The organism is Pseudomonas sp. CC120222-01a, from assembly GCF_003097235.1.
In the GTDB taxonomy this organism is placed as follows: domain Bacteria; phylum Pseudomonadota; class Gammaproteobacteria; order Pseudomonadales; family Pseudomonadaceae; genus Aquipseudomonas.
The window spans coordinates 78,216-103,295 of record NZ_QEQQ01000006.1; the positions used below are offsets into that span (position 1 = coordinate 78,216).

Sequence of the window (25,080 nt, forward strand, 5' to 3'; positions counted from 1 at the left end):
AAAACAGGCCAACTTGATGCGTACTCCCCTCGCCGCGCCATGGCGCTATCTGCTGCTACTCTGTTCAACCTGGTTCGGCATCTTCCTGCTGACACGTTTCATATTGCTGGCCACACACCTGGATGAGGTCAGCGGTAATTATTTCTCGATCTTCTTCGACGGTGCCCTCTACGACCTGAGCTTCCTCATCTACACCGCCCTGCCACTGGGCGTGTACCTGGTCCTGTGCCCGAATGCCTTGTGGCGTTCGCGTGCTCACCGCTGGCTGCTCGCCGGCTTGTGGGTGGTCAGCCTGTTCGTGATGCTGTTCGTCGCCGTGGCCGAGTGGCTGTTCTGGGACGAGTTCGGCGTACGCTTCAACTTCATCGCTGTCGACTACCTGGTCTATTCCAAGGAAGTGCTGGACAACATCCGCGAGTCCTACCCACTGCCCACGCTGCTCAGCAGCATCGCAGTGGCCGCGGTCCTGCTCGCCCTGGTACTGCGCAAGCCGCTGGCCCAGGCCCTCGCCGCCCCCGCCGCCACCTCGCGCCAGCGCTGGTCCGGGCTGGGCGTGCTGGCGGTGCTGGTCGGCCTGAACATCCTGGTGATCGACCAGCAGTTCCCGCGCGGCCAGGGCGGCAACGCCTACCAGCGCGAACTGGCCAGTAACGGCCCGTACCAGTTCTTCGCCGCCTTCCGTAACAACGAACTGGATTACACCCAGTTCTACGCCAGCCTCGGCGCCGGCGAAGTCGGCGCGCAGATGCACCAGGAGCTGGCCGAACCCAACGCCCGCTTCCAGGGCCAGGAGCCTCAGGACATCCGCCGCCACATCAGTGCCAGCGGTGAACAGCGCACCCCGAACATCATCCTGGTGACCATCGAGAGCTTCAGCGCCAAGTACATGGGCAGCAACGGCGATGCGCGCAACCTCACGCCAAACCTCGACGCCCTGCGCCGCGAGAGCCTGTACTTCAACAACTTCTACGCCACCGGCACCCGCACCGACCGCGGCCTGGAAGCCATCACCCTGTCGATCCCGCCGACCCCGGGCCGTTCGATCGTCAAGCGCATCGGCCGCGAAAGCGGCTACGCCAGCCTTGGCCAGCAACTCACCGCCAAAGGCTACGACGCCGTCTTCGTCTACGGCGGGCGCGGCTACTTCGACAACATGAACGCGTTCTTCAGCGGCAATGGCTACCGCATCGTCGACCAGAGCAGCGTCGATGAAAGCGAAATCAGCTTCAAGAATGCCTGGGGCATGGCTGACGAGGACCTGTACCGGCAGACGCTCAAGCTGGCCGATGCCGATTTCGCCCAGCAGAAGCCGTTCTTCCTGCAGCTGATGACCACCTCGAACCACCGCCCCTACACCTACCCGGACGGCCGCATCGACATCCCGTCAGGCGACGGCCGCGAAGGCGCGGTGAAGTACACCGACCATGCCATCGCCCAGTTCCTCAAGGAAGCCAAGGGCAAGCCGTGGTTCGACAACACCCTGTTCGTCTTCGTCGCCGACCACACGGCCGGCAGCGCCGGGGTCGAGGACCTGCCGGTGAACAACTACCAGATCCCGCTATGGATCTACGCACCGAAAATGATCGAGCCCCGCGAAGACAGCAAGCTGGCCAGCCAGATCGACCTGGCGCCGACCCTGCTGGGCCTGCTCAACTTCGACTACACCTCGACCTTCTTCGGTCGCGACCTGCTCAAGGAAGACGACCTGCCACCTCGCGTGCTGATCGGCAATTACCAGCACCTGGGGCTGTTCGACGGCAACAACCTGGCCATTCTCAGCCCGCGTGGCGGCATGCGTGTGCATGAGGATGCCCTGGGCAAGAGCCACGAAACCACAGTCGCCAGCGACAACCCGCTGATCCGCCGGGCGATCGCCTATTACCAGAGCGCGGCCTACGGCTTCAGCCAGGGCCTGCTGGCCTGGAAGCCCGAGCAGCAAGGTGTCGCAGCCGGCAAGTAAGCCTGGCCAATGTGGGAGCGGCCTTGCGTCGCGAAAGGGCCGCAAAGCGGCCCCAACAATCTATGCACCAACGCTGATATCTGGGGCCGCGCTGCGGCCCTTTCGCGACGCAAGGCCGCTCCCACAGGAACTGCGCAGCGCTTCAAGTAGCGGGCCGCAGCGCCCGCCACAGTTTCCCCGCAACAGCCACCACTGCCAGTACCACAGCCCCGGCCAGCACACCGGCCACGCCATTGAGCAGGCCGCTTGTCAGCGCCCCTCCGCGCCCTTCGCTGAACGCCTCGATCGCGTGATGCAGCGGCGCCACCCCATGTACCAGAATCCCGCCACCGACCAGGAACATCGCCGCGGTACCGATCACCGACAGGCTCTTCATCATGTAGGGTGCGGCCCGCAGGATGCCGTTGCCGATCGAACGGGCCAGCGCTGAAGATTTCTGGGTCATCCACAGCCCCAGGTCGTCAAGCTTGACGATACCGCCTACCAGCCCATACACACCGATGGTCATGACCACCGCGATGCCCGACAGCACGATGATCTGCTGCGTCAGCGGCGAGTCGGCGACGATGCCCAAGGTAATCGCGATGATTTCCGCCGAGAGGATGAAGTCGGTACGCACCGCGCCCTTGATCTTGGCTTTCTCGAACGCCACCAGGTCGACATTGGCATCGGCCACGGCCTCCTTGCGCGCCTCGTGCTGCAGTTCGTCCTCTTCCTTGCTGTGCAGGAACTTGTGCGCCAGCTTCTCGAAGCCCTCGAAGCACAGGTAGGCGCCGCCAAGCATCAGCAGCGGCGTCACCGCCCAGGGGATGAACGCACTGATCAACAGCGCCGCCGGCACCAGGATCGCCTTGTTCAACAGCGACCCCTTGGCCACCGCCCACACCACCGGAATCTCGCGCTCGGCGCGCACGCCGGTGACCTGCTGGGCATTGAGCGCCAGGTCGTCGCCCAGTACACCTGCGGTCTTCTTCGCCGCGACCTTGGTCATCACCGAAACATCGTCGAGCACCGTGGCGATGTCGTCGATCAGTACCAGTAGACTGCTTCCTGCCATGTTCGCTTGTATCCAAATTAGTCAATGTGCCGGATTCTAGCCCAAAGCCGCTGCCTTGAGCGTCCGTCGGGCGCGGTGCTACCATGCCCGATCCCTCTTAGAGGTGGCCATTATCGAGGAAGATCCCTGACCATGAGCACTATTCGCGAGCGCAACAAGGAACTGATCCTGCGCGCAGCCAGTGAAGAGTTTGCCGACAAGGGCTTCGCCGCCACCAAGACCAGCGACATCGCTGCCAAGGCCGGCCTGCCCAAGCCGAACGTGTATTACTACTTCAAGTCCAAGGACAACCTCTACCGCGAGGTCCTGGAGAGCATCATCGCGCCGATCATGCAGGCATCGACGCCGTTCAATGCCGACGGTGATCCGAAAGAGGTGTTGAGCGCGTACATCCGCTCGAAGATCCGCATTTCGCGTGACCTGCCCCATGCCTCGAAAGTGTTCGCCAGCGAAATCATGCATGGCGCACCGCACCTGTCGCCAAACCAGGTGGAGCAGTTGAACGAGCAGGCCCGGCATAACATCGAGTGCATCCAGCGCTGGATCGACCGCGGGCAGATCGCCCATGTCGATGCCCACCACCTGATGTTCAGCATCTGGGCCGCGACCCAGACCTATGCCGATTTCGATTGGCAGATTTCCGCCGTGACCGGCAAGGCCAAGCTGGCCGACAGCGATTACGACGCCGCGGCCGACACCATCATTCGCATGGTGCTCAAGGGCTGTGAGCCCGAGGCGGCCTGAGCCAGCTATGTAAGCCATTCGCGGGCACGCCCGCTCCCACAGGGATAGCGCTGTACCTGTGGGAGCGGGCGTGCCCGCGAATAGCCCAGAACAGGCAGTAGAGAATTAAGCCGCTACACCCGCATCAGCCTTCAACCCCACCTCTTCGATCGCACTGATCGCGCACTGCTCGTCGATATCCGACGTATCGCCGCTGATCCCCACCGCTCCCAGCACCTTGCCGTCCTGATCACGAATCAGCACACCACCCGGCGCCGGCACCACCGGCCGCTCGCCCAGGCCGTTCAACGCCGCGAAAAACGCCGGCCGCTGTTGCGCATCCAGTGCCAGCAGACGTGAGCCCTTGCCCAGGGCAATCGCACCCCAGGCCTTGCCGGTGGCCACTTCCGGCCGAATCAGGCTGGCGCCGTCCTCGCGCTGCAGCGCCAGCAGATGCCCGCCGGCATCGAGCACGGCCACGGTCAGCGGCGCGGCATTGATCTTGCGGCCCGCCGCCAGCGCGGCGTTCACCAGGCTGACAGCGACTTTCAGGTTCAAAGCGTTCATGGAAAGGTCCTCTTCTTGTTGTGAGAAGCCCTGAGGGCAGGTGAAAAAGCGATAAGCCAATAGAACACAACTGAATCTATTTTTGTATACAATAAATTGAAACGATCGTATGCGAGATCGCAAACCGCCGTTTTCACGGGCGCTCGAACGAAAGCCACCTTGTCCGACGAAAACCCGTTGACCTGAGCGGCCAGCCATGAATACACTCTGGCACAAAGCAAGTTGTATACAATTACAAAATCGATGAGGCACAAACCATGAGCAAAATGAGAGCAATCGATGCAGCCGTTCTGGTCATGCGCCGTGAAGGTGTAGATACCGCGTTCGGCATCCCGGGGGCTGCCATCAACCCGTTGTACTCGGCCCTGAAGAAAGTCGGTGGCATCGATCACGTCCTCGCTCGTCACGTCGAAGGCGCCTCGCACATGGCCGAGGGCTACACCCGTGCCAACCCAGGCAACATCGGCGTGTGCATCGGCACCTCCGGCCCAGCCGGCACCGACATGGTCACCGGCCTCTACAGCGCCTCGGCCGACTCCATCCCGATCCTCTGCATCACCGGCCAGGCACCCCGTGCCCGCCTGCACAAGGAAGACTTCCAGGCCGTCGACATCACCAACATCGTCAAGCCGGTCACCAAGTGGGCCACCACCGTTCTGGAGCCAGGCCAGGTGCCTTACGCCTTCCAGAAGGCCTTCTATGAAATGCGCACCGGCCGCCCAGGCCCTGTGCTGATCGACCTGCCGTTCGACGTGCAGATGGCCGAAATCGAATTCGACATCGACGCCTACGAGCCACTGGCAATCAACAAGCCGTCCGCCACCCGCGTACAGGCCGAGAAAGCCCTGGCCCTGCTCAATGACGCCGAGCGCCCACTGCTGGTAGCCGGTGGCGGCATCATCAACGCCGACGCCAGCGACAAGCTGGTCGAGTTCGCCGAACTGACCGGCGTACCAGTGATCCCGACCCTGATGGGCTGGGGCACCATCCCGGACGACCACGCACAGATGGTCGGCATGGTCGGCCTGCAGACTTCGCACCGCTACGGCAACGCCACCCTGCTGAAATCCGACCTGGTGTTCGGTATCGGTAACCGTTGGGCCAACCGCCACACCGGTTCCGTCGACGTCTACACCGAAGGCCGCAAGTTCGTGCACGTGGACATCGAACCGACCCAGATCGGCCGCGTGTTCACCCCGGACCTGGGTATCGTTTCCGACGCCGGCAAGGCGCTGGACGTGTTCCTCGAAGTGGCCCGCGAGTGGAAAGCCGCTGGCAAGCTGAAGTGCCGCAAGGCCTGGCTGGAAGACTGCCAGCAGCGCAAGGCGAGCCTGCAGCGCAAGACCCACTTCGACAACGTGCCGGTCAAGCCACAGCGCGTCTACGAAGAGATGAACCAAGTGTTCGGCAAGGACACCTGCTACGTCAGCACCATCGGCCTCTCGCAGATCGCCGGCGCGCAGTTCCTGCACGTGTACAAGCCACGCCACTGGATCAACTGCGGCCAGGCCGGCCCGCTGGGCTGGACCATCCCTGCCGCGCTGGGTGTAGTGAAGGCCGATCCAAAGCGCAAGGTCGTCGCACTGTCGGGTGACTACGACTTCCAGTTCATGATCGAAGAACTGGCGGTGGGCGCGCAGTTCAACCTGCCCTACGTCCACGTGCTGGTGAACAACGCCTACCTGGGCCTGATCCGTCAGGCACAGCGTGGCTTCGACATGGATTACTGTGTACAACTGGCGTTCGAGAACATCAACTCGACCGACGCTGCCACCTACGGTGTCGATCACGTCGCCGTGGTCGAAGGCCTGGGCTGCAAGGCCATCCGCGTGTTCGAGCCGGCCGAGATCGCCCCTGCCCTGCTCAAGGCACAGAAGATGGCCGAAGAGTTCCGCGTGCCGGTCGTGGTCGAAGTGATCCTCGAGCGTGTGACCAACATTTCCATGGGCACCGAGATCAACGCGGTCAACGAGTTCGAAGACCTGGCCCTGGTCGGCAACGACGCGCCAACCGCCATCTCGCTGCTGGACTGATCGCCTGACGCCCCCAGGCTAGCCCTGGGGGCCTTCATCGCAAGGAGACAACCCATGCCTCGCTTCGCTGCCAACCTGTCCATGCTGTTCACCGAACAGGACTTCCTGGCCCGCTTCAAGGCTGCCGCCGACGCTGGCTTCAGCGGCGTCGAATACCTGTTCCCGTACGACTTCAGCGCTGCCGAAATCAAGCAACAGCTGGACGCCCACGGCCTGACCCAGGTGCTGTTCAACCTGCCGGCAGGCGACTGGGCCAAGGGTGAGCGCGGTATCACCTGCCACCCTGACCGCGTCGAAGAATTCCGCGCTGGCGTAGACAAGGCCATCGAGTACGCCAAGGTCCTGGGCAACACCCAGGTCAACGCCCTGGCCGGCATTCGCCCACAAGGCCTGCAGTGCGCCGACGTGCGCAAGACCTTCGTGGAAAACCTGCGCTACGCCGCCGACAAGCTGAAAGCTGCCGGGATCCGTCTGGTCATGGAAATGATCAACACCCGCGACATCCCGGGCTTCTACCTGAACACCACCAAACAGGCCCTGGAAATCCAGGCCGAAGTCGGCAGTGACAACCTGTTCCTGCAGTACGACATCTACCACATGCAGATCATGGAAGGTGACCTGGCTCGCACCATGGAAACCAACCTGAAACTGATCAACCACATCCAGCTGGCCGACAACCCGGGCCGCAACGAACCAGGCACTGGCGAGATCAACTACCGCTTCCTGTTCGAACACCTGGACCGCATCGGCTACCAGGGCTGGGTGGGCGCGGAATACAAACCGCTGACCACCACCGAAGCGGGCCTGGGCTGGCTGAAGACCCACAACGTCATTTAACGGCTGAACACAGATCTCTGTGGGAGCGGGCTTGCCCGCGAACACCGGCGAAGCCGGTGCCATCCACCGAGTTGTCTGCTTCGCGGGCAAGCCCGCTCCCACAGGGGGCCAATGCTTGCTTGAGATATCACAATTACAAAGAGGTAATTTCTCATGGCTAAAATCGGGTTCCTCGGCACCGGCATCATGGGCAAGCCCATGGCGCAGAACCTGCAGAAAGCAGGTCACAGCATCTTCGTTTCCACCCACCACGACGCCGCCCCGGCTGACCTGATCGCCGCTGGCGCAGTGGCCCTGGCCAACCCGAAAGAAGTGGCCCAGGAAGCTGAATTCATCATCGTCATGGTCCCGGACACCCCGCAGGTCGAAAGCGTCCTGTTCGGTGAAAACGGCGTCGCCGAAGGCGTGGGCCCGAACAAGGTGGTGATCGACATGAGCTCGATCTCCCCTACCGCCACCAAAGCCTTCGCCGAGAAGATCAAGGCCACCGGCGCCGCCTACCTGGACGCCCCGGTGTCCGGCGGTGAAGTCGGCGCCAAGGCCGCGACCCTGAGCATCATGGTCGGTGGCTGCCCGAAAGCCTTCGAGCGCGCCCAGCCGCTGTTCGAAGCCATGGGCAAGAACATCACCCGCGTCGGTGGCAACGGCGACGGCCAGACTGCCAAGGTAGCCAACCAGATTATCGTCGCCCTGAACATCCAGGCCGTGGCCGAAGCCCTGCTGTTCGCCGCCAAGAACGGCGCCGACCCAGCCAAGGTGCGTGAAGCCCTGATGGGTGGCTTCGCTTCGTCGAAGATCCTCGAAGTGCACGCCGAGCGCATGATCAAAGGCACCTTCGACCCAGGTTTCCGCATCAACCTGCACCAGAAGGACCTCAACCTGGCCCTGCAAGGCGCCAAGGAACTGGGCATCAACCTGCCCAACACCTCCAATGCCCAGCAAGTGTTCAACACCTGCCAGGCCCTGGGCGGCGGCAACTGGGACCACTCGGCGCTGATCAAAGGCCTGGAGCACATGGCCAACTTCTCGATCCGCGACGACAAGTAAGACCTTACCGGCCTCTTCGCGGGCACGCCCGCGAAGAAGCCAACACCGCTGAACCTGCGACCACAGGCTCAGGGGTGACCCCGAGCAACACCCGCCCCTGGTTCGGCCTGCACGGAGGCAGTTCCAGGGGCGTTTTCGATTCTGCAGAACAACAATAAATGGGAGCCTGCCATGTCGGTCGATCCGCAAAAACTTCTACGCGACCTGTTCGACACAGCCATCGCCGCCGCCCACCCACGCCAAGTCCTCGAACCCTACCTGCCCGCCGACCGTAGCGGCCGGGTCATCGTCATCGGCGCCGGCAAAGCCGCAGCCGCCATGGCCGAAGTGGTCGAAAAAAGCTGGCAGGGCGAAGTCTCCGGGCTGGTCGTGACCCGCTACGGTCACGGCGCCAACTGCCAGAAAATCGAGGTGGTCGAAGCCGCTCACCCGGTCCCCGACGCCGCCGGCCTGGCCGTGGCCAAGCGTGTGCTGGAACTGGTCAGCAACCTCAATGAAGAAGATCGCGTCATCTTCCTGCTGTCCGGCGGTGGCTCCGCCCTGCTGGCACTGCCAGCCGAAGGCCTGACCCTGGCGGACAAGCAACAGATCAACAAGGCGCTGCTCAAATCCGGCGCCACCATCGGCGAGATGAACTGCGTGCGCAAGCACCTCTCGGCGATCAAGGGCGGCCGCCTGGCCAAGGCCTGCTGGCCAGCCACCGTCTACACCTATGCGATTTCCGACGTGCCTGGCGACCTGGCCACCGTCATCGCCTCCGGCCCGACCGTGGCCGACCCGAGCACCTCGGCCGATGCCCTGGCGATCCTCAAGCGCTACAGCATCGAAGCGCCGAAGGCCGTCATCGACTGGCTCAACAACCCCGCCTCGGAAACCGTCAAGGCCGATGACCCGGCCCTGGCCCGCAGCCACTTCCAGCTGATCGCCAAGCCCCAGCAATCGCTCGAGGCCGCCGCAGTGAAAGCCCGCCAGGCCGGTTTCAGCCCGCTGATCCTCGGTGACCTGGAAGGTGAGTCGCGCGAAGTGGCCAAGGTACACGCGGGCATCGCCCGGCAGATCGTGTTGCATGGCCAGCCGCTGAAGGCGCCCTGCGTGATCCTCTCCGGCGGTGAAACCACCGTCACCGTGCGCGGCAACGGCCGTGGCGGGCGCAACGCCGAGTTCCTGCTCAGCCTCACCGAAAGCCTCAAGGGCCTGCCGGGCGTGTATGCCCTGGCCGGTGACACCGACGGCATCGACGGCTCGGAAGAAAACGCCGGCGCCTTCATGACCCCGGGCAGCTACGCCCGCGCCGAAGCCTTGGGCCTGTCGGCCAGCGACGAGCTGGACAACAACAACGGCTATGGCTACTTCGCCGCGCTCGATGCCCTGATCGTCACCGAGCCGACCCGTACCAACGTCAACGACTTCCGCGCCATTCTGATCCTCGAGACTGCCCAATCATGACGCCTGATAAAAAAGTAAAGATCCTCGCCACCCTCGGCCCTGCGATCAAAGGCATCGACGACATCCGCCAGCTGGTCGAAGCCGGGGTGAACATCTTCCGCCTCAACTTCAGCCACGGTGAGCACGCCGACCACGCCCTGCGCTACCAGTGGATCCGCGAAGTCGAGCAGCAGCTGAACTACCCGCTGGGCATCCTCATGGACCTGCAAGGGCCGAAGCTGCGCGTCGGCCGCTTCGCCGAGGGCAAGGTCCAGCTGCAACGCGGCCAGGCCCTGCGCCTGGACCTGGACAAGACCCCAGGCGACAGCCGCCGGGTCAACCTGCCGCACCCGGAAATCATCGCGGCGCTGGAGCCGGGCATGGACCTGCTGCTCGACGACGGCAAGCTGCGCCTGCGCGTAACCGCCAAGCACGATGACGCCATCGACACCGAAGTGCTGAACGGTGGCGAGCTGTCCGACCGCAAGGGCGTCAACGTGCCGCAAGCGGTGCTCGACCTCTCGCCGCTCACCGAGAAAGACCGCCGCGACCTGGCCTTCGGCCTGGAACTGGGCGTGGACTGGGTAGCCCTGTCGTTCGTGCAGCGCCCGGAAGACATCGTCGAAGCGCGCCAGCTGATCGGCGACCGCGCCTACCTGATGGCCAAGATCGAGAAGCCCTCAGCGGTCGAGCAACTGCAAGCCATCGCTGAACTGGCGGACGCGATCATGGTGGCCCGTGGCGACCTGGGCGTGGAAGTGCCGGCCGAAAGCGTGCCGCAGATCCAGAAGCGCATCATCGGCACCTGCCGCCAGCTCGGCAAACCGGTGGTGGTGGCCACGCAGATGCTCGAATCGATGCGTTTCTCGCCAGCACCGACCCGCGCCGAAGTCACCGACGTGGCCAACGCCGTGGCCGAAGGCGCCGACGCGGTGATGCTGTCGGCCGAGACCGCATCCGGTGACTACCCGCTGGAAGCCGTGCAGATGATGAGCAAGATCATCCGCCAGGTGGAGAACGGCCCGGACTACCAGGCCCAGCTCGACGTCGGCCGTCCGAAGGCCGAGGCCACCGTATCGGACGCCATCAGCTGCGCGATCCGCCGTATCAGCGGCATCCTGCCGGTGGCGGTGCTGGTCAACTACAGCGAGTCGGGGGCCTCGACCCTGCGCGCCGCCCGCGAGCGGCCACGGGCGCCGATCCTCAACCTGACGCCGAACCTGGCCACCGCCCGCCGCCTGAGCGTGGCCTGGGGTGTGCACTCGGTGGTCAACGACCGCCTGCGCCAGGTCGACGAGGTGGTGTCCACCGCCCTGGAAATCGCCCAGGCGCAAGGCATGGCCAGCCGTGGCGACACCCTGCTGATCACCGCCGGTGTGCCTTTCGGCAAGCCGGGTTCGACTAATACCTTGCGGATCGAGACCCTGGTCTGAGATCGCCGGGGGCGCTTTGCGCCCCTTTCGCGACACAAGGCCGCTCCTACAAGGGACCGCGCCAAGGCATGGATACACGGCCCCTGTGGGAGCGGCCTTGTGTCGCGAAAGGAGGGCAACGCCCTCCCATTACACCGAACCTGCGGAAAACCGAGGCCCAAAGAGGCCCACCGCTCCCCCATCAACCTCGCTGACTGCCCATGTACACCAAGAATTTCGTCAACCCGTGCCCCGACTGGGCCACGGCGCTGCTCAACGGCTTCAGCCAGGTGCTGCTGCTGCGCAACCCGCTGTGCGGCCTATGCTGCCTGCTGGCCATCCTGCTGACCGCCCCCGACCTGGTCGGCGGCGCCCTGCTTGGCGCCCTCGCCGGCCTGCTCACCGCCCAACGCCGCGGCTACGACCGCGCCGACCGCCAGGCCGGGCTGTACTGCTACAACGGCGTGCTGATCGGCATCCTGATCAGCGCCGTGCTGCCCTGGTCGGTCATCCTCCCGCCGCTGATCATCGCCGCCGGCGGCCTGTCGAGCATCATCACCCACCAATGGCGCAAGCGCGGCGGCAAGCTGCTGGTCGCCTACACCGCACCCTTCGTGCTGCTCGGCTGGGTTGCCCTGCTGTTCGCAAGCCCCGCGCCCAGCGGCTTCGTCGAGGCGGAACCTGCGTATGCCCTGGCACGTGGCGTGGGGCAGATCTTCCTGCTCGACCAGCCGCTGGCCGGTTTGCTGATCATCGTCGGAATGTTCATTGCCAACCCCTATGCGGCGATGTGGGCCGTGCTCGGTTCGGCCATTGGCGGTGGCGTGGCACTGCTCGCCGACCAGGCGCAAGCCGCATGGTTGGGCTTGTTCGGCTTCAATGCCGCGCTGGCAGCGCTGGCCTTCAGCCGCCAGGGTGAAAAACCTTGGGTGACGTTGCTGGCCATTGCCCTGGCCCTGCTGCTGCAACCGTTGTTCAAGCTGTTGCCTGTCGCCGGATTGACTGCGCCCTTCGTCGCTGCTTGCTGGCTGATGCACCTGGGCAGCCACCTGGCCCAGCACCGGCAGCGCAACCCCAGCCGCTTGCACAGCTGAAACACAGCCCCTAGGCTCTGCCCATCGCAATTGTGGAACGAGCCAATGAACAACCCTGCGAGCCTGCGCGAGCAGCTCTACGTCATCGTCTTCCAGACCGACACCGTGGCTGGAAGACGCTTCGACAAGATCCTCCTGCTGATCATCCTGGCCAGCCTGGTCACGGTGATCCTCGACAGCATCGACGATGTGCACCAGGGCTACGCCGGCCTGCTGGCCGCCATCGAATGGGGCTTCACCGCGATCTTCCTGGCCGAGTACCTCACCCGCCTGTACTGCTCGCCCAAGCCCTTGCGCTATGCCTTCAGCTTCTACGGCCTGGTCGACCTGCTGGCGATCGTGCCGGGGATCATCGCCCTGTACTACAGCGACGCCCAGTACCTGCTGATCATCCGGGTGATCCGGATGTTGCGGATCTTCCGTGTGCTCAAGCTCAGCCCCTACCTGAAGCAGGCGCACTACCTGATGGATGCGTTGCGTGGCAGCAAGCAGAAGATCATCGTGTTTCTGGTCACCGTTTCCACCCTGGTGACGGTGTTCGGCACCCTGATGTATGTGATCGAAGGGCCGGAGCATGGCTTTACCAGCATTCCCAAAGGGATCTACTGGGCCATCGTCACGCTGACCACGGTGGGCTTTGGCGACATCGTGCCGAAGACGCCGCTGGGGCAGGTGCTGTCGTCGTTGGTGATGATCACCGGTTACTCGATCATCGCCGTTCCAACCGGGATCTTTACCGCCGAACTGGCCAACGCGATGCGCGGCGAGCAGCTGCAACATGACTGCCCAACCTGCCACAAGAAGACGCATGAACATGCCGCTGCGTTCTGCTCGCGATGCGGCAATGCGCTGTTCGCTAAAACTGAATAAGCAAAGCGCCATTCGGTCTTTAAACGCCCAAGAACCAAACGTTATAGTCGCTGGCACATTGCCAAACATTTGAACCAGAACAAGGAAGCAACGTGAAAAAACTCTTCACCGCCTCGCTGCTCGCCGCCGGCCTGGCCTTGGGCAACCTGGCCCAGGCTGCCCCTACCCTGCTGAACGTTTCCTATGACGTGATGCGCGATTTCTACAAGGACTACAACCCGGCCTTCCAGAAGCACTGGGAGGCCGAGCACAACGAGAAGGTCAATGTGCAGATGTCCTTCGGCGGCTCGAGCAAGCAGGCGCGTGCGGTGATCGATGGCCTGCCGGCCGATGTCATCACCATGAACATGGCCACCGACATCAACGCCCTGGCCGACAATGGCAAGCTGGTGCCGGACAACTGGGTGACCCGCCTGCCGAACAACAGCGCGCCGTTCACCTCGGCCACTGTATTCATCGTGCGCAAGGGCAATCCGAAGGCGCTGAAGGACTGGCCCGACCTGCTCAAGGATGGCGTGCAGGTGATCGTGCCCAACCCCAAGACTTCGGGTAACGGCCGCTACACCTATCTGTCGGCCTGGGGCTATGTGCTCAAGCAGGGCGGCGATGAAACCAAGGCCCGCGAATTCGTCGGCAAGCTGTTCAAGCAGGCGCCAGTGCTCGACACCGGTGGCCGTGCCGCCACCACCACCTTCATGACCAACCAGATCGGCGACGTACTGGTCACCTTCGAGAACGAAGCCGAAATGATCGCCCGCGAGTTTGGCCGCGATCAGTTCGAAGTGGTCTACCCGAGTGTGTCGGCCGAGGCCGAGCCACCGGTGAGCGTGGTCGACAAGGTGGTGGCCAAGAAAGGCACCCAGGCCGTCGCCGAGGAATACCTGAAGTACCTGTGGTCGCCAGAGGCCCAGGAAATCGCCGCGCAGAACTACCTGCGCCCGCGGGATGCGACCGTCCTGGCCAAGTACACCGACCGCTTCCCGAAAGTCGACTTCCTGTCGGTGGAGAAGACCTTTGGTGACTGGCGTACCGTGCAGAAGACCCACTTCAATGATGGTGGGGTGTTTGACCAGATCTACACCAACCAATAATTGATGTGGCCTGTACCGGCCTCTTCGCGGCTAAAGCCGCTCCCACAGGCTCGCCACAGCGCCTGTAGGAACGGCTTTAGCCGCGAAGAGGCCGACACAGGTAACGCACTTCCTCGAACTTTCTTTCCCAGCTCACAATCAGTTTCTTGAGTAACCCTGCCCAAGGAGTACTCCAGTGCTGCGCTTTTTCTCCACCCTGCTGCTCGGCTGCCTGCTGAGCACCCACCTGCTGGCCGCAGACCCTGCCCCCACCGAAGACCAACCCGCCGAACCGGAACCGGTACTGCAAGGCGGATTGCTCGACCTGGGCATCAACGTCGCGCCATTGCTGGCCGGTGCCGGGGTGATCGGCCTGGCCATCGGCTTTGGCACGCAGCAACTGGTGCAGGATGTGATCACCGGGTTGTTCATCCTGATCGAGGACACCATCTCGATCGGCGACTGGGTGGTGCTCGACTCCGGCCATGCCGGTACCGTCGAGAGCCTGACCATCCGCACCCTGCGCCTGCGCGACGGCAAGGGCTTCGTGCACTCGGTGCCCTTCGGCCAGATCAAGGCGGTCACCAACCAGTCGCGGCAGTTCGCCTATGCGTTTTTTTCGGTGCAGTTCACCTACGACAGCGACGTCGACGAGTCGTTGGGGCTGATTCATGAGGTGGGGCAGTCGATCAGCGAAGACCCGCTGCTGCGCATCAACCTGCAGGGGCCGCTGCAGGTGTTCGGGGTCGATCGGATGGACTTGAACGGGTTTGTGCTGACGGCGCAGTTCCGCACCATTTCCGGTGGGCAGTATGCGGTGAGCCGGGCGTTCAATGAACGGCTGAAGAAACGCGTGGACCAGACTGACAATGTGAGTTTTGCCCAGGTGTATCCCATGCCGGTGCGGGGGATCTCAGCCTGATGTCGCCTGTAATGGCCTCTTCGCGGGCAAGCCCGCTCCCACAAGGACCGCGCAATCTTCAGGCCTTGCGCCGTACCTGTGGGAGCGGGCGTGCCCGCGAAGAGGCCGGCACAGGCAACATCACACCTGGCGGAATACCAAGGCCTTCAAGCCCCCCGCAGGGTCCACATCGGGAAACTCCGGCGGGTTCTCCAACCGCTCGAAGAAGGCCAGCCCAGGCGCCTGCTCGGCCATCCCCTCGATCAGAAACTCCGGCCCGATCCCCGGGTCGTTGACGCAGGCCAGCACCGTACCACCCTCACTCAGCAATTCCGGCAGTCGCCGCAGGATCTTGGCGTAATCCTGGGTCAGCACGAAGCTGCCACGCTGGAAGGTCGGTGGGTCGATGATGATCAGGTCGTAAGGCCCGTACTTGCGTACCTTGCCCCACGACTTGAACAGCTCATGCCCCAGGTAGGCGACCCGCGACGCATCGTGCCCGTTCAGCCGGTGGTTATCACGCCCCCGCGACAGCGCCGACTTGGCCATGTCCAGGTTCACCACCTGTTCGGCACCGCCAGCAATCGCTGCCACGGAGAAGCCGCAGGTATAGGCGAACAGGTTGAGCACGCGCTTGCCCGCCGCCTGCTCACGCACCCAGCGCCGGCCATAGCGCATGTCGAGGAACAGGCCATTGTTCTGCCGCACGCCCAGGTCGAGCAGATAGGTCAGGCCATCCTCGACCACCTCGCGCTGTTGGCAGGGCTCGCCCAGCAGCCACTGGCCCGGGCTGTCGGGCAGGTAACGGTGCTGGATGAGGATCGCCTGGCCTGTCCATTGCGGGCGTTCGGCCAGGTTGCGCAGCATCGCTTCCAGTTCGGCCAACTGGCCCTCGGGCGGTTCGCGGAACAGTGCCACCGACAGCACACCCTGCAGCCAGTCCACCGTGACCTGCTCCAGGCCCTCCCAGCAACGGCCGCGGCCATGGAACAGGCGGCGGGTTTCGGCCGGGGCAGGATCAAGGGCAGCGAGCAGGTGCTGTTCGAGGGTGTGGATCGGCGAAGTCATGGCGGGTCGCAAGCAAGTGAAAGGCCGCCATTCTACCCCTTGGCCGGCACTTGTGCAGAACGGAACCACCAACCTTGCTGCATGCCCGCTGCCGCCAGCAGGATCAACGCCACCCCCAGCCACTGCAACGGCGCCAGGCGGTGCCCGAAGGCCACCCAGTCGACCAGGATCGCGGCAATCGGGTAGATGAACGACAGCGCACCGGTCAACGCCGTGGGCAGGCGCTGGATGGCGCTGTACAGCAGCACATACATCAAGCCGGTGTGGACCATGCCCAGGGTCACCAGGCTGGCCAGCGCCGACGGGGCGCCCGGCAGCCCGCCCAGCTTCACCCACGGCGCCAGCAGCAGCACTCCGGTGGCGACCTGGATCAGCGCGATCAGGTGCGGTGGCGTACCTTTCAGGCGTTTGATGATCAACGCGGCGATTGCATAGAGGAACGCAGCGCCCAGCGCCAGGGCAATGCCCTGCAAGTAGTCCTCACCATTGGCCTGGCCCGCGCCATGGGCGCTGACGATCGCCAGCATGCCCAGGAACGCCACGCTCAGCCAGGTGACCTTGGCGGCGGTGATCTTCTCGCCCAGGAACAGCGCCGCCAGCCCCACCAGCATGAACGGCTGGACGTTGTACACCGCCGTGCCGATGGCAATCGACGCCCGCGAGTAAGAGGCGAACAGCAGCACCCAATTGCCGACGATGGCCACGCCACTGCCGATGGCCAGCAGGAACGCGGTACGGGTTATCACACCCGGCTTGAGAAAGCCGAACGCCGCGCAGATCACCAGCAAGGTGCCGGTGCCGAACACGCAGCGCCAGAACACCACTTCCAGCACGGGCTGCCCCGACACCAGCACGAACCAGCCGATGGTCCCGGAAATCAGCATGGCGGCGACCATTTCCAGCGAGCCACGGCGCAAAGAACTGTCCATCTCACACCTCCCTTGGATGATGGCCATAGTATGCGGAGGGTCGCCGTGCACCTTCCAGCGGATATCCAAGGCAGATCAGCCAGTTTACCTTTACTATCAAGGCAACTTTCTCGATTTGCCTGATGAGGTAAGCATGACTGACGCCATCGACCAACTGCTGATCAATGCCTTGATGGAAGACTCGCGCCGCTCGCTCAAGGCCCTGGCGCAGATCAGCGGCCTCTCTGCCCCCAGCGTCAGCGAGCGCCTGCGCCGCCTGGAAGAACGCGGCGTGCTGCGTGGCTACACCGTGGATATCGACCCGCGCAGCTTCGGCTACCAACTGCAGGCAATCGTACGCATTCGTCCGCTGCCGGGGCAGTTGCAGGAAGTGGAGCGGCAGATCATCGCCATCCCCGAGTTCACCGAGTGCGACAAGGTCACCGGCGAGGACTGCTTCATCGCACGGCTGCATGTGCGCTCGATGGAGCAGCTAGACACCCTGCTCGACCGCATCAATGTGCTGGCCGAAACCAACACCGCGATCATCAAAAAGAGCCCGGTGAAGCGGCGCTTGCCGCCGATGGACTGAGTGTATCCATTCAAACGGCAAACTGGATAATTTTTGTACACAGGAATGTCACCATAGGTGCCATTTTTGTGTGCACTTTTCCAGGTAACGCCCCAATACGTTACACATCTTGTGCAACTAATTCTGACCAAATGATCAACTAATCAGCCAACTAAAAAATTAAACCTGTTCATTTGGTCAATTTATATTTCCTTTATTTCATCAACTTAATTTTCAAATGCTTAGATTCAAATTAGTGGCTACCTGAGACTCGCTTTTTCCCTGGCATGGAACTCGCTTTTGTGTGTTCGTGTTTTGTATACAAACCTTACGAAACATAAATACACAAGAACTCGCGACGCCGGCCCAACACCGGCCGCCGCGCCCAGAACCCAGTGATGCCAAGCTGCACCGACGAGATGGCGAGCCCGTGCGCATGCCCGCTCATCGCAGTCCACGTGCATCAGGAGCCTGCCGGAATGAGTACCAGCCTCGACCTTGCCCCTGAACTATCCGTCGCCAGCACCAGCCCCTCTTCCACCCTTGCAGGCGATATGCCGCCACTCGGCTTGAGCCCACGCCTGCATAACCGGGATCTCGCGCCCACTCGTATCGAAGGCCGCCGCTGGGGCCGCTACAGCATCTTTGCGCTGTGGACCAACGATGTGCACAACATTGCCAACTACTCCTTCGCCATGGGCCTGTTCGCCCTTGGCCTGGGCGGCTGGCAAATCCTGCTGTCGCTGGCGATCGGCGCGGCACTGGTGTACTTATTCATGAACCTGTCCGGCTACATGGGGCAGAAGACCGGGGTACCGTTCCCGGTGATCAGCCGCATCGCCTTCGGCATCCATGGCGCGCAGATCCCGGCACTGATCCGTGCGGTGATCGCCATCGCCTGGTTCGGCATCCAGACCTACCTGGCCTCGGTGGTGCTGCGCGTGCTGCTCAGCGCCGTGTGGCCGCAGGTTGCCGCCTACGACCACGACAGCATCCTCGGCCTGTCGAGCCTGGGCTGGGTGTGCTTCGTGGCGATCTGGCTGGTGCAGCTGGTGATTCTCGCCTACGGCATGGAGATGGTGCGCCGCTACGAGGCCTTCGCCGGCCCGGTGATCCTGCTTACCGTGGCCAGCCTGGCGGTGTTCATGTACTTCAGGGCCGATGCGCGCATCGCCTGGTCGGTGGCCGAGCCGCTGACCGGCTATGAGATGTGGCGCAACATCTTCGCCGGTGGCGCCCTGTGGCTGGCGATCTACGGCACCCTGGTGCTGAACTTCTGCGACTTCGCCCGCTCCTCGCCGTGCCGCAAGACCATCCGCGTCGGCAACTTCTGGGGCCTGCCGGTGAACATCCTGGTGTTCGCCATGATCACCGTGGTGCTGTGCGGCGCGCAGTTCCAGATCAACGGCCAGATCATCGACAGCCCGACCCAGATCGTCGCCAGTATCCCCAGCACCCCGTTCCTGGTGCTCGGCTGCCTGGCCTTCCTGATCGTCACCGTGGCGGTGAACATCATGGCCAACTTCGTCGCGCCGGCGTTCGTGCTGAGCAACCTGGCGCCCCGCCACCTCAACTTCCGCCGCGCCGGGCTGATCAGCGCGACCCTGGCGGTGCTGATCCTGCCGTGGAACCTCTACAACAGCCCGCTGGTGATCGTGTACTTCCTGTCCGGCCTGGGCGCCCTGCTCGGCCCGCTGTACGGGGTGATCATGGCCGACTACTGGTTGCTGCGCAAAGGCCGCATCAACGTGCCGGAGCTCTACACCGAGCACCCGACCGGTGCCTACCACTACAGCAAGGGCATCAACCTGCGCGCCGTGGCCGCCTTTGTGCCCGCTGCACTGCTGGCCATCATCCTGGCGCTGGTGCCGAACTTCCATGGCATTGCGCCCTTCTCGTGGCTGATCGGCGCCGGTATCGCCGCCGCGGTGTACCTGTTGATCGCCCCGCGCAACCGCCAATACCACGATGTCAGCGGCGAGTGCATCGCCGTCGACCACAGCAGCCATTGATCAAGGAGGACTGCCCATGCGTATTCTGATCGCCAACGTCAACACCACCGAAGCCATCACTGAGGCCATCGCCGAGCAGGCGCGCAGCGTTGCGGCGCCCGGCACGGAAATCATCGGCCTGACCCCCTGGTTCGGTGCCGAGTCGGTGGAGGGCAATTTCGAGAGTTACCTGGCCGCCATCGCCGTGATGGACCGCGTACTGGCCTACGACGGCCCATACGATGCGGTGATCCAGGCCGGCTACGGCGAACATGGCCGTGAAGGTCTGCAGGAGTTGCTCAACGTACCGGTGGTGGACATCACCGATGCCGCCGCCAGCACCGCCATGTACCTGGGCCACGCCTACTCGGTGGTGACTACCCTGGACCGCACCGTGCCGCTGATCGAAGACCGCCTGAAGCTGTCCGGGCTGTATGACCGTTGTGCCTCGGTACGGGCCAGTGGCCTGGCGGTGCTGGAGCTGGAAGAAGACCCGCTACGCGCGGTGGAGGCCATCGTCGAGCAGGCCGAGCGTGCCGTGCGTGACGACAAGGCCGAGGTGATCTGCCTGGGCTGCGGCGGCATGGCCGGGCTGGATGAGCAGATCCGCCAGCGTACCGGGGTGCCGGTGGTCGATGGTGTGAGCGCGGCGGTGACCATTGCCGAGTCGCTGGTGCGGATGGGGCTCAGCACCTCCAAGGTGCGTACCTATGCCACACCGCGAGTGAAGAAAGTGGTGGGCTGGCCGATGAAGTTCGGGCGCTGATACTGCTTCGCTTGTTCCGGCTTCTTCGCGGGCACGCCCGCGAAGAGATCAACACAGTAATCGAGCCAACCGCTCCCCGCTGCCACAAGCCAAGGTAAACCCCAAAGCCCCATGCCCCAGGTTCAGCCACAGGTTGCGATAGGCTGAAACCCCCACGATGGGCACACCGGTCGGCGTCGCCGGCCGCATCCCCGCCCATTCCACCGCCCCTGCGTAATCCGCCGCCTGCGGCAACGTCTCCAGCGCCTGCCGACGCATGCTGTCGAGCCTGCGCGCATCCACCGTTTCGTCGTAGCCGACGATATCCACCATCGCCGCTACTCGCATTTGCTGGTCGAGCCGCGCATAGACGATCTTGCGTTCGTAGTCAGTAATGCTTAACTCAGGCGCCCGATGCTCCGCTGTGATCGCTGCCGTCAGGCTGTAGCCCTTGAGCGGGTAGACCGGCAGCCGCAACCCCGGCAGCGCCAGCCCGGCACTTCGATGGCCGGCGCACAACACCAGGCGCTCGACGTCCATTTGCTCGTGCCCCAATTGCAGTGCCACCACCTGATCATCACGGCTGATCAGGCGCGTGACTGGGCTACCCAACAGGAACCGGCACTGCCCGGACGCACGCAAACGCTCCGCCAGGCGCTCGCAGAAACGATGGCAATCGGCGACTTCTTCGTCAGGCGTCAGCACGGCGCCGATAAAAGGCGAATCCGCCAATGCCGGTTCTAGCGCCCTGACTTCGCTGGCGCCGAGCACCCGTTGATTGCCGGGATCGAGCAAGTGTTCACGACCATGGGCGAACGCCCGCTCACTGCGAAAGGCCACCAGCTTGCCGTTCTGCCGCCAGGCAAAGTCGCTCAGGCCATCGTCTTCACGCCAGCGTTTCAGAGTGGCCTGGCTGTGCAAGGCCAACTCCAGCAGCTGTGCGGCGTTACGGCGATTGACGCTGCTGCGGCAAGCCATCACGAACGCCAGCAACCAGCGCCATTGGGCGGGGTCCAGGCGCACGCGCAGGCGCAGCGGCGAGTCGCCCCGCAATAACCAGCCAAGCGCCTGCCACGGCACACCGGCATCGGCCAGCGGCGCTACGTATCGATAGGAAAGTTGCCCGCCATTGGCGAAGCTGGTCACCGAGGCCAACTGGTCTCGCGCCTCGACCAGCACCACCGACAGGCCTTCGCGCACCAGCGCATAGGCCGTCGCCAGGCCGACCACGCCACCACCGATTACCGTCACCCGTTGCGTCATTGCCCTTCCCTGTCCTGGCTTCCTTGCCAGGACAGTAACAGCGGATCAGGTCGGGCAGCTATGGGCACCGCCATTCAGGCCCTGGCGGACGTTGCGGCTGAGCAGGCTGGCCTTGCCGTCGTGCCAGGTCAGGGTGAGGACGTAGAGCGTGTCGAAATCGTCGCCGCTCCAGTCCTTGGTGATCACCCGATCATCGCCCAACGCCTTGCCGGCCACGGCGTTGATCAGCTCCGGCAGGTAGCCATGGGACCAGGCGGTATAGACGGTGGCATTACGGTACTTCTCGCTGAGCAATTCGTCGGCGAGTTCGTCGGTGTCGTTGGCGCCGAAGTCGATATTGACCGGTAATCCCAGGCGAATGGCGCTGGGCGTGATGGTCATCAGCGGGCGGATGTAGCTGTAACTCTGGTCCTGGCTGCCTTCCTCGACGTGCCGCGAGGGGTTGGCGGCGAATACGTAATCCGCCTTGCCGAAACGCTCCGGCAGCAAGGTGGCCAGGTCCAGCGCGCGGTTGAGCCCCTGGCAGTTCAGTTGCCCCAGGCCTTCACCGGGCTTTTCGGCATGGCGCAGGAATACCAGCGTCTGGGTGCCGTCGACCGGTTGAGCACGGCTCTCGACCACTTCCAGTGTCAGCGGCACCGCCGCGGCGACGAGCGCCAGGCTGAGCAACAGGTGGCGGCGACGTCGAATGAAAGAAGGCAACTTCATGAAGGCAGGCTCTTGTGGCAAAAGGTATCTGGATACCCGCCACATTGCCCCGCGGCCTATGCCGCGAGGCATCCGTGTTAGTGATCGCCATCCTTGGCAACGAGCAGGACTCAGAGTGTCCGCAACCCGTTTGGTTCCTCCCTGAGTGTGGATGCCGTTCCCTAGGCAAGGATTACGTTAGAGCAGACGTGTTGCGGAATTATGTCGAGTGCGAATCGGTGATGACTACATCGAAGACCTGCTCGATCACCTGTTTCGGCCCCTGGTTCAGACTCCAGGTAAAGAACACGAGAAACCCGAGCAAGAAGACGAAGAGAACAGAGCCGACGAGACTTTGAGCGACGCCCAGCCAAAATCCCGGTTTGGCATTTCTGATTTCGATGCTGGCCTTTTCGGAGTAGAAGCGATCAAGCTCAGCAGCCTGGGTGGCAATCGATGCGTCCAGAAACCCCTGAACAAGCTGGCTCGCCTGATTTCGATAGCTTTCCAGCTGCGTAGGGCTGTTACTGACATCGTGAAACGGAGCCAAGTCTATGTCTTTTGGCTCCCTGTCATGCTTGACCTTAAAGGACTGGATAAACTCAATTTTCTGTCGTTTGTACAACGAGTAGGCAATGATCCCTAGCGTATCCTGATCACTTTCCACAAGGACCGAGTAGATGTGGTTGTAACAGCCATCGGCCATGAGACTGTTACTCCTTGCGTAAACGTGTGTATGCGCTTTCGAATGCCGCATTCAGCTCCGAACGGGTTTTTCGGGTACTGGTTACAACACCTGCGAGCTCCCGCGGCAAAGGGATTTCCATTCGTCCACCCGAAGCCACCAGCAGAGCGTTCGCTTCACGGATTACTTTCGACGAAAAATGCGGTTTCATGGGCATGCCACCCTCTTGACTCGTTGAGTGCTGCAAGGGTAACCGTCCGCAGAAAGCACCACAATCAGATGCAGGTCAACAGATTGTGTAGTCCTTTTCCGCCCACTGTAGGACGTGAACTACTCAATCATCCCGCGTCAGCACTTCCAGCAATTCGATCTCGAAGGTCAGGTCCGAATTCGGCGGAATAGCCCCCACGCTACGCTCGCCATACCCCAGGTGCGCCGGCACCTGCAGCTTGCGCTTGCCGCCCACGCGCATGCCCATCAGTCCCTGGTCCCAGCCTTTGATGACACGGCCGGTGCCAATCACGCACTGGAACGGTTTGCCGCGCGACCACGACGAGTCGAACTCGCTGCCGTCGGCCAGCCAGCCGGTGTACTGGGTAGTGATCAGGGCGCCTTTGACGGCGGCTTTGCCGTCGCCTTCGACGAGGTCGGTGATCAGCAGTTCGCTGCTCATGGGCATGCTCCAACGCTGAAATTCAAGGGCGCCCTTTTCTCAGGAATGCACCGGTTTGGCAAGTTCACGTGGTGTTCCATGCTGACGCATCGACCACAGTACCCCGCCGATCACCAGAATGATCGCCGCCGCTTCCAGCAGGCTCGGCCCGGCCTGACGCCAGAGGAAGGCATACAGCAGCGCGAACAGGGTCTCGAACACGATCAGCTGCCCGCTCAAGGTCAACGGCAGGCGCTTGGACGCAGCGTTCCACAGCGCCGTGGCCAACCACGAACCCAACACGGCGCAGCCCAGGCATGCGCCCCAGAACAGCCACCAACGCGCCATCGGCGCCTCGACCTGCAGCTGCTGCGGCTGCCACATCGCCAGGACAGCCAGCATCACCAGGCTGCTCAGGCCGGTCAGTACGCCGATCAGCACCGACCACTGGTGGCTGTCGAAATGCCCGCTCTGCTTGAGGCAGCGGCTGTTCTGCACCGCGTACCAGGTCCAGCAGGCTAAAGCGGCCAGGGCATAGAACAGCCCCATGAGCTTGTCGCCAATATCACCCGGGGCGAAGGCGAAGGTCTCCAGGTTGATGCACAACATACCCGCAATGATCAGCGTCAACGGGCCAATCAGCCGCTGGATCGGCACAGCGCCGCTGTCGTTGCGGCCATATAGCGTGATGGTCAGCGGCAATACGCCGACAATCAGCGAGGCCGGTGCCACGCCCAGGCGCTGGATCGCCGCCACCAGGCAGATGAAGTACACCAGGTTGCCGATCACAGCCAGACGCAGCAGCATCCAGCCGTCCGCCAGGGTCAGCTGGCGCAGCTGACGGGCCATGGGCACCGCCAGCAGCAGCGAGATCAGGCCGACAAGCGCATAGCGCACGCTGCTCAGCAGCATCGGGTTGAACTCCGGCAACAGCTCCGGAACCATCAAGACCATGCCCCACAATGCTCCGGCCCCACCGGCATACATCACACCGCGCTTCACGCTTTTCGCTCCTGTTCGTCGATGCGCGCAGGCTACCGCTGTGCGGGGCTGGCGGCAAAGGATCTTTGCGCATGCAGCCATGCCCGTGGGGAATGGCTCAGCTGAACTGCTCGAAGGCCTGCTCGCCGGTCAGCTCCTTGGTCTGGTTGGCGAAGCAATACCAGGCGGGCTTCTGCTCGACAAAGATCTGCAAATCGAAATCCCAGGCCTCGTCGCCGTCCAGCAGGCCTACCGGGACCGCATAGTGGTCCTTGTCCTTGAGGCGGTAATACAGGTGCGTGCCGCAACGGCTGCAAAACCCACGCTGGGCCCACTCGGACGAGTCGTAGACCGCCGGCGCCCGCCCCTCGAACACCGGCGCCTGGCTGCAGTCCACGACCAGCAGCGGGCCGCCGGTCCACTTGCGGCACATGCTGCAATGGCAGGCACTGATGTGGGTATTGTCGACGGTGGCGCGCAGGCGGGTTTCACCGCAGAGGCAGCTGCCGCTTTTTTCCAGGGTCATGATGGGG

23 protein-coding genes and 1 pseudogene are annotated in these 25,080 nt (G+C 63.2%); 14 read left to right on the forward strand and 10 right to left on the reverse strand.

Annotation, left to right across the window (positions count from 1 at the left end; genetic code table 11):
• Positions 1-16: 16 nt before the first annotated feature.
• Positions 17-1,960: an LTA synthase family protein gene (locus N430_RS10235; protein WP_110636674.1), complete on the forward strand. Its 1,944-nt coding sequence runs from the start codon at positions 17-19 to the stop codon at positions 1,958-1,960.
• 142 nt (positions 1,961-2,102) lie between these two features.
• On the opposite strand, the gene N430_RS10240 is transcribed toward N430_RS10235, so the two are convergent.
• The gene (locus N430_RS10240) at positions 2,103-3,017 is read right to left on the reverse strand and encodes a DUF808 domain-containing protein (protein ID WP_110636671.1); all 915 of its coding nucleotides are present in this window, start codon (positions 3,015-3,017) and stop codon (positions 2,103-2,105) included.
• Between the two features lie 132 nt (positions 3,018-3,149).
• On the opposite strand from N430_RS10240, the gene N430_RS10245 reads away from it, so the two are divergent.
• A complete protein-coding gene (locus N430_RS10245) occupies positions 3,150-3,761 on the forward strand; it encodes a TetR/AcrR family transcriptional regulator (protein WP_110636668.1) in 612 nt (203 codons plus the stop codon).
• Between the two features lie 105 nt (positions 3,762-3,866).
• Here N430_RS10245 and N430_RS10250 read toward each other — a convergent pair whose 3' ends face one another.
• The gene (locus N430_RS10250) at positions 3,867-4,307 is read right to left on the reverse strand and encodes a heme-binding protein (protein ID WP_008091653.1); all 441 of its coding nucleotides are present in this window, start codon (positions 4,305-4,307) and stop codon (positions 3,867-3,869) included.
• Positions 4,308-4,564: 257 nt separating this feature from the next.
• On the opposite strand from N430_RS10250, the gene gcl reads away from it, so the two are divergent.
• From gcl to N430_RS10300, 9 genes and pseudogenes are all read left to right on the forward strand, one after another.
• Positions 4,565-6,340 carry a glyoxylate carboligase gene (gene gcl, locus N430_RS10255; RefSeq protein ID WP_054884142.1) on the forward strand — a complete coding sequence of 592 codons (1,776 nt, stop codon included), beginning with the start codon at positions 4,565-4,567 and terminating at the stop codon, positions 6,338-6,340.
• 54 nt (positions 6,341-6,394) lie between these two features.
• Positions 6,395-7,177: a hydroxypyruvate isomerase gene (hyi, locus tag N430_RS10260; RefSeq protein ID WP_110636664.1), complete on the forward strand. Its 783-nt coding sequence runs from the start codon at positions 6,395-6,397 to the stop codon at positions 7,175-7,177.
• 153 nt (positions 7,178-7,330) lie between these two features.
• The gene (locus N430_RS10270) at positions 7,331-8,224 is read left to right on the forward strand and encodes a 2-hydroxy-3-oxopropionate reductase (RefSeq protein ID WP_103446540.1); all 894 of its coding nucleotides are present in this window, start codon (positions 7,331-7,333) and stop codon (positions 8,222-8,224) included.
• Between the two features lie 171 nt (positions 8,225-8,395).
• Complete coding sequence (locus N430_RS10275; protein WP_110636660.1) at positions 8,396-9,670, forward strand: glycerate kinase; 1,275 nt, start codon at positions 8,396-8,398, stop codon at positions 9,668-9,670.
• Complete coding sequence (gene pyk, locus N430_RS10280) at positions 9,667-11,082, forward strand: pyruvate kinase (protein WP_110636657.1); 1,416 nt, start codon at positions 9,667-9,669, stop codon at positions 11,080-11,082. The genes N430_RS10275 and pyk overlap by 4 nt, the downstream gene beginning before the upstream one ends.
• A gap of 200 nt (positions 11,083-11,282) precedes the next feature.
• Positions 11,283-12,155 carry an urea transporter gene (locus N430_RS10285; protein ID WP_110636653.1) on the forward strand — a complete coding sequence of 291 codons (873 nt, stop codon included), beginning with the start codon at positions 11,283-11,285 and terminating at the stop codon, positions 12,153-12,155.
• Positions 12,156-12,200: 45 nt separating this feature from the next.
• On the forward strand, positions 12,201-13,025 hold the full coding sequence (locus tag N430_RS10290; protein WP_110636650.1) for an ion transporter: 825 nt from the start codon (positions 12,201-12,203) through the stop codon (positions 13,023-13,025).
• A gap of 92 nt (positions 13,026-13,117) precedes the next feature.
• Positions 13,118-14,116 (forward strand): sulfate ABC transporter substrate-binding protein, encoded by a 999-nt coding sequence (locus N430_RS10295; RefSeq protein ID WP_110636647.1) that lies wholly within the window; start codon positions 13,118-13,120, stop codon positions 14,114-14,116.
• Between the two features lie 295 nt (positions 14,117-14,411).
• Positions 14,412-15,017 (forward strand): annotated as a pseudogene (locus N430_RS10300) (mechanosensitive ion channel family protein); the annotation flags it as partial.
• A gap of 120 nt (positions 15,018-15,137) precedes the next feature.
• Here N430_RS10300 and N430_RS10305 read toward each other — a convergent pair.
• Positions 15,138-16,064 (reverse strand): class I SAM-dependent methyltransferase, encoded by a 927-nt coding sequence (locus tag N430_RS10305; RefSeq protein ID WP_110636644.1) that lies wholly within the window; start codon positions 16,062-16,064, stop codon positions 15,138-15,140.
• A 32-nt stretch (positions 16,065-16,096) separates the two neighbouring features.
• Complete coding sequence (locus N430_RS10310) at positions 16,097-16,993, reverse strand: DMT family transporter (protein ID WP_110636643.1); 897 nt, start codon at positions 16,991-16,993, stop codon at positions 16,097-16,099.
• A gap of 133 nt (positions 16,994-17,126) precedes the next feature.
• Here N430_RS10310 and N430_RS10315 point away from each other — a divergent pair, with 133 nt between their 5' ends.
• The 3 genes from N430_RS10315 to N430_RS10325 all read left to right on the forward strand — a co-directional run bounded on the left by N430_RS10315 (position 17,127) and on the right by N430_RS10325 (position 20,300).
• Positions 17,127-17,564 (forward strand): Lrp/AsnC family transcriptional regulator, encoded by a 438-nt coding sequence (locus N430_RS10315; RefSeq protein ID WP_079230586.1) that lies wholly within the window; start codon positions 17,127-17,129, stop codon positions 17,562-17,564.
• Positions 17,565-18,022: 458 nt separating this feature from the next.
• Positions 18,023-19,555, forward strand: coding sequence for an NCS1 family nucleobase:cation symporter-1 (locus N430_RS10320; RefSeq protein WP_110636640.1), 1,533 nt, complete (start codon positions 18,023-18,025; stop codon positions 19,553-19,555).
• A 16-nt stretch (positions 19,556-19,571) separates the two neighbouring features.
• Positions 19,572-20,300, forward strand: a complete 729-nt coding sequence (locus N430_RS10325) for an aspartate/glutamate racemase family protein (RefSeq protein ID WP_110636637.1) — start codon at positions 19,572-19,574, stop codon at positions 20,298-20,300.
• A gap of 48 nt (positions 20,301-20,348) precedes the next feature.
• On the opposite strand, the gene N430_RS10330 is transcribed toward N430_RS10325, so the two are convergent.
• From N430_RS10330 to N430_RS10355, 6 genes are all read right to left on the reverse strand, one after another.
• Positions 20,349-21,542, reverse strand: coding sequence for a D-amino acid dehydrogenase (locus tag N430_RS10330; RefSeq protein WP_110636634.1), 1,194 nt, complete (start codon positions 21,540-21,542; stop codon positions 20,349-20,351).
• A gap of 45 nt (positions 21,543-21,587) precedes the next feature.
• Positions 21,588-22,250, reverse strand: coding sequence for a histidine phosphatase family protein (locus tag N430_RS10335; protein ID WP_110636630.1), 663 nt, complete (start codon positions 22,248-22,250; stop codon positions 21,588-21,590).
• Positions 22,251-22,449: 199 nt separating this feature from the next.
• Positions 22,450-22,935 (reverse strand): hypothetical protein, encoded by a 486-nt coding sequence (locus tag N430_RS10340; RefSeq protein WP_110636627.1) that lies wholly within the window; start codon positions 22,933-22,935, stop codon positions 22,450-22,452.
• Positions 22,936-23,248: 313 nt separating this feature from the next.
• Positions 23,249-23,587, reverse strand: a complete 339-nt coding sequence (locus N430_RS10345; RefSeq protein WP_110636624.1) for an FKBP-type peptidyl-prolyl cis-trans isomerase — start codon at positions 23,585-23,587, stop codon at positions 23,249-23,251.
• Between the two features lie 39 nt (positions 23,588-23,626).
• Positions 23,627-24,568: a DMT family transporter gene (locus N430_RS10350; protein WP_110636621.1), complete on the reverse strand. Its 942-nt coding sequence runs from the start codon at positions 24,566-24,568 to the stop codon at positions 23,627-23,629.
• A gap of 97 nt (positions 24,569-24,665) precedes the next feature.
• Positions 24,666-25,073, reverse strand: a complete 408-nt coding sequence (locus N430_RS10355; RefSeq protein ID WP_110636618.1) for a GFA family protein — start codon at positions 25,071-25,073, stop codon at positions 24,666-24,668.
• Positions 25,074-25,080: the final 7 nt, after the last annotated feature.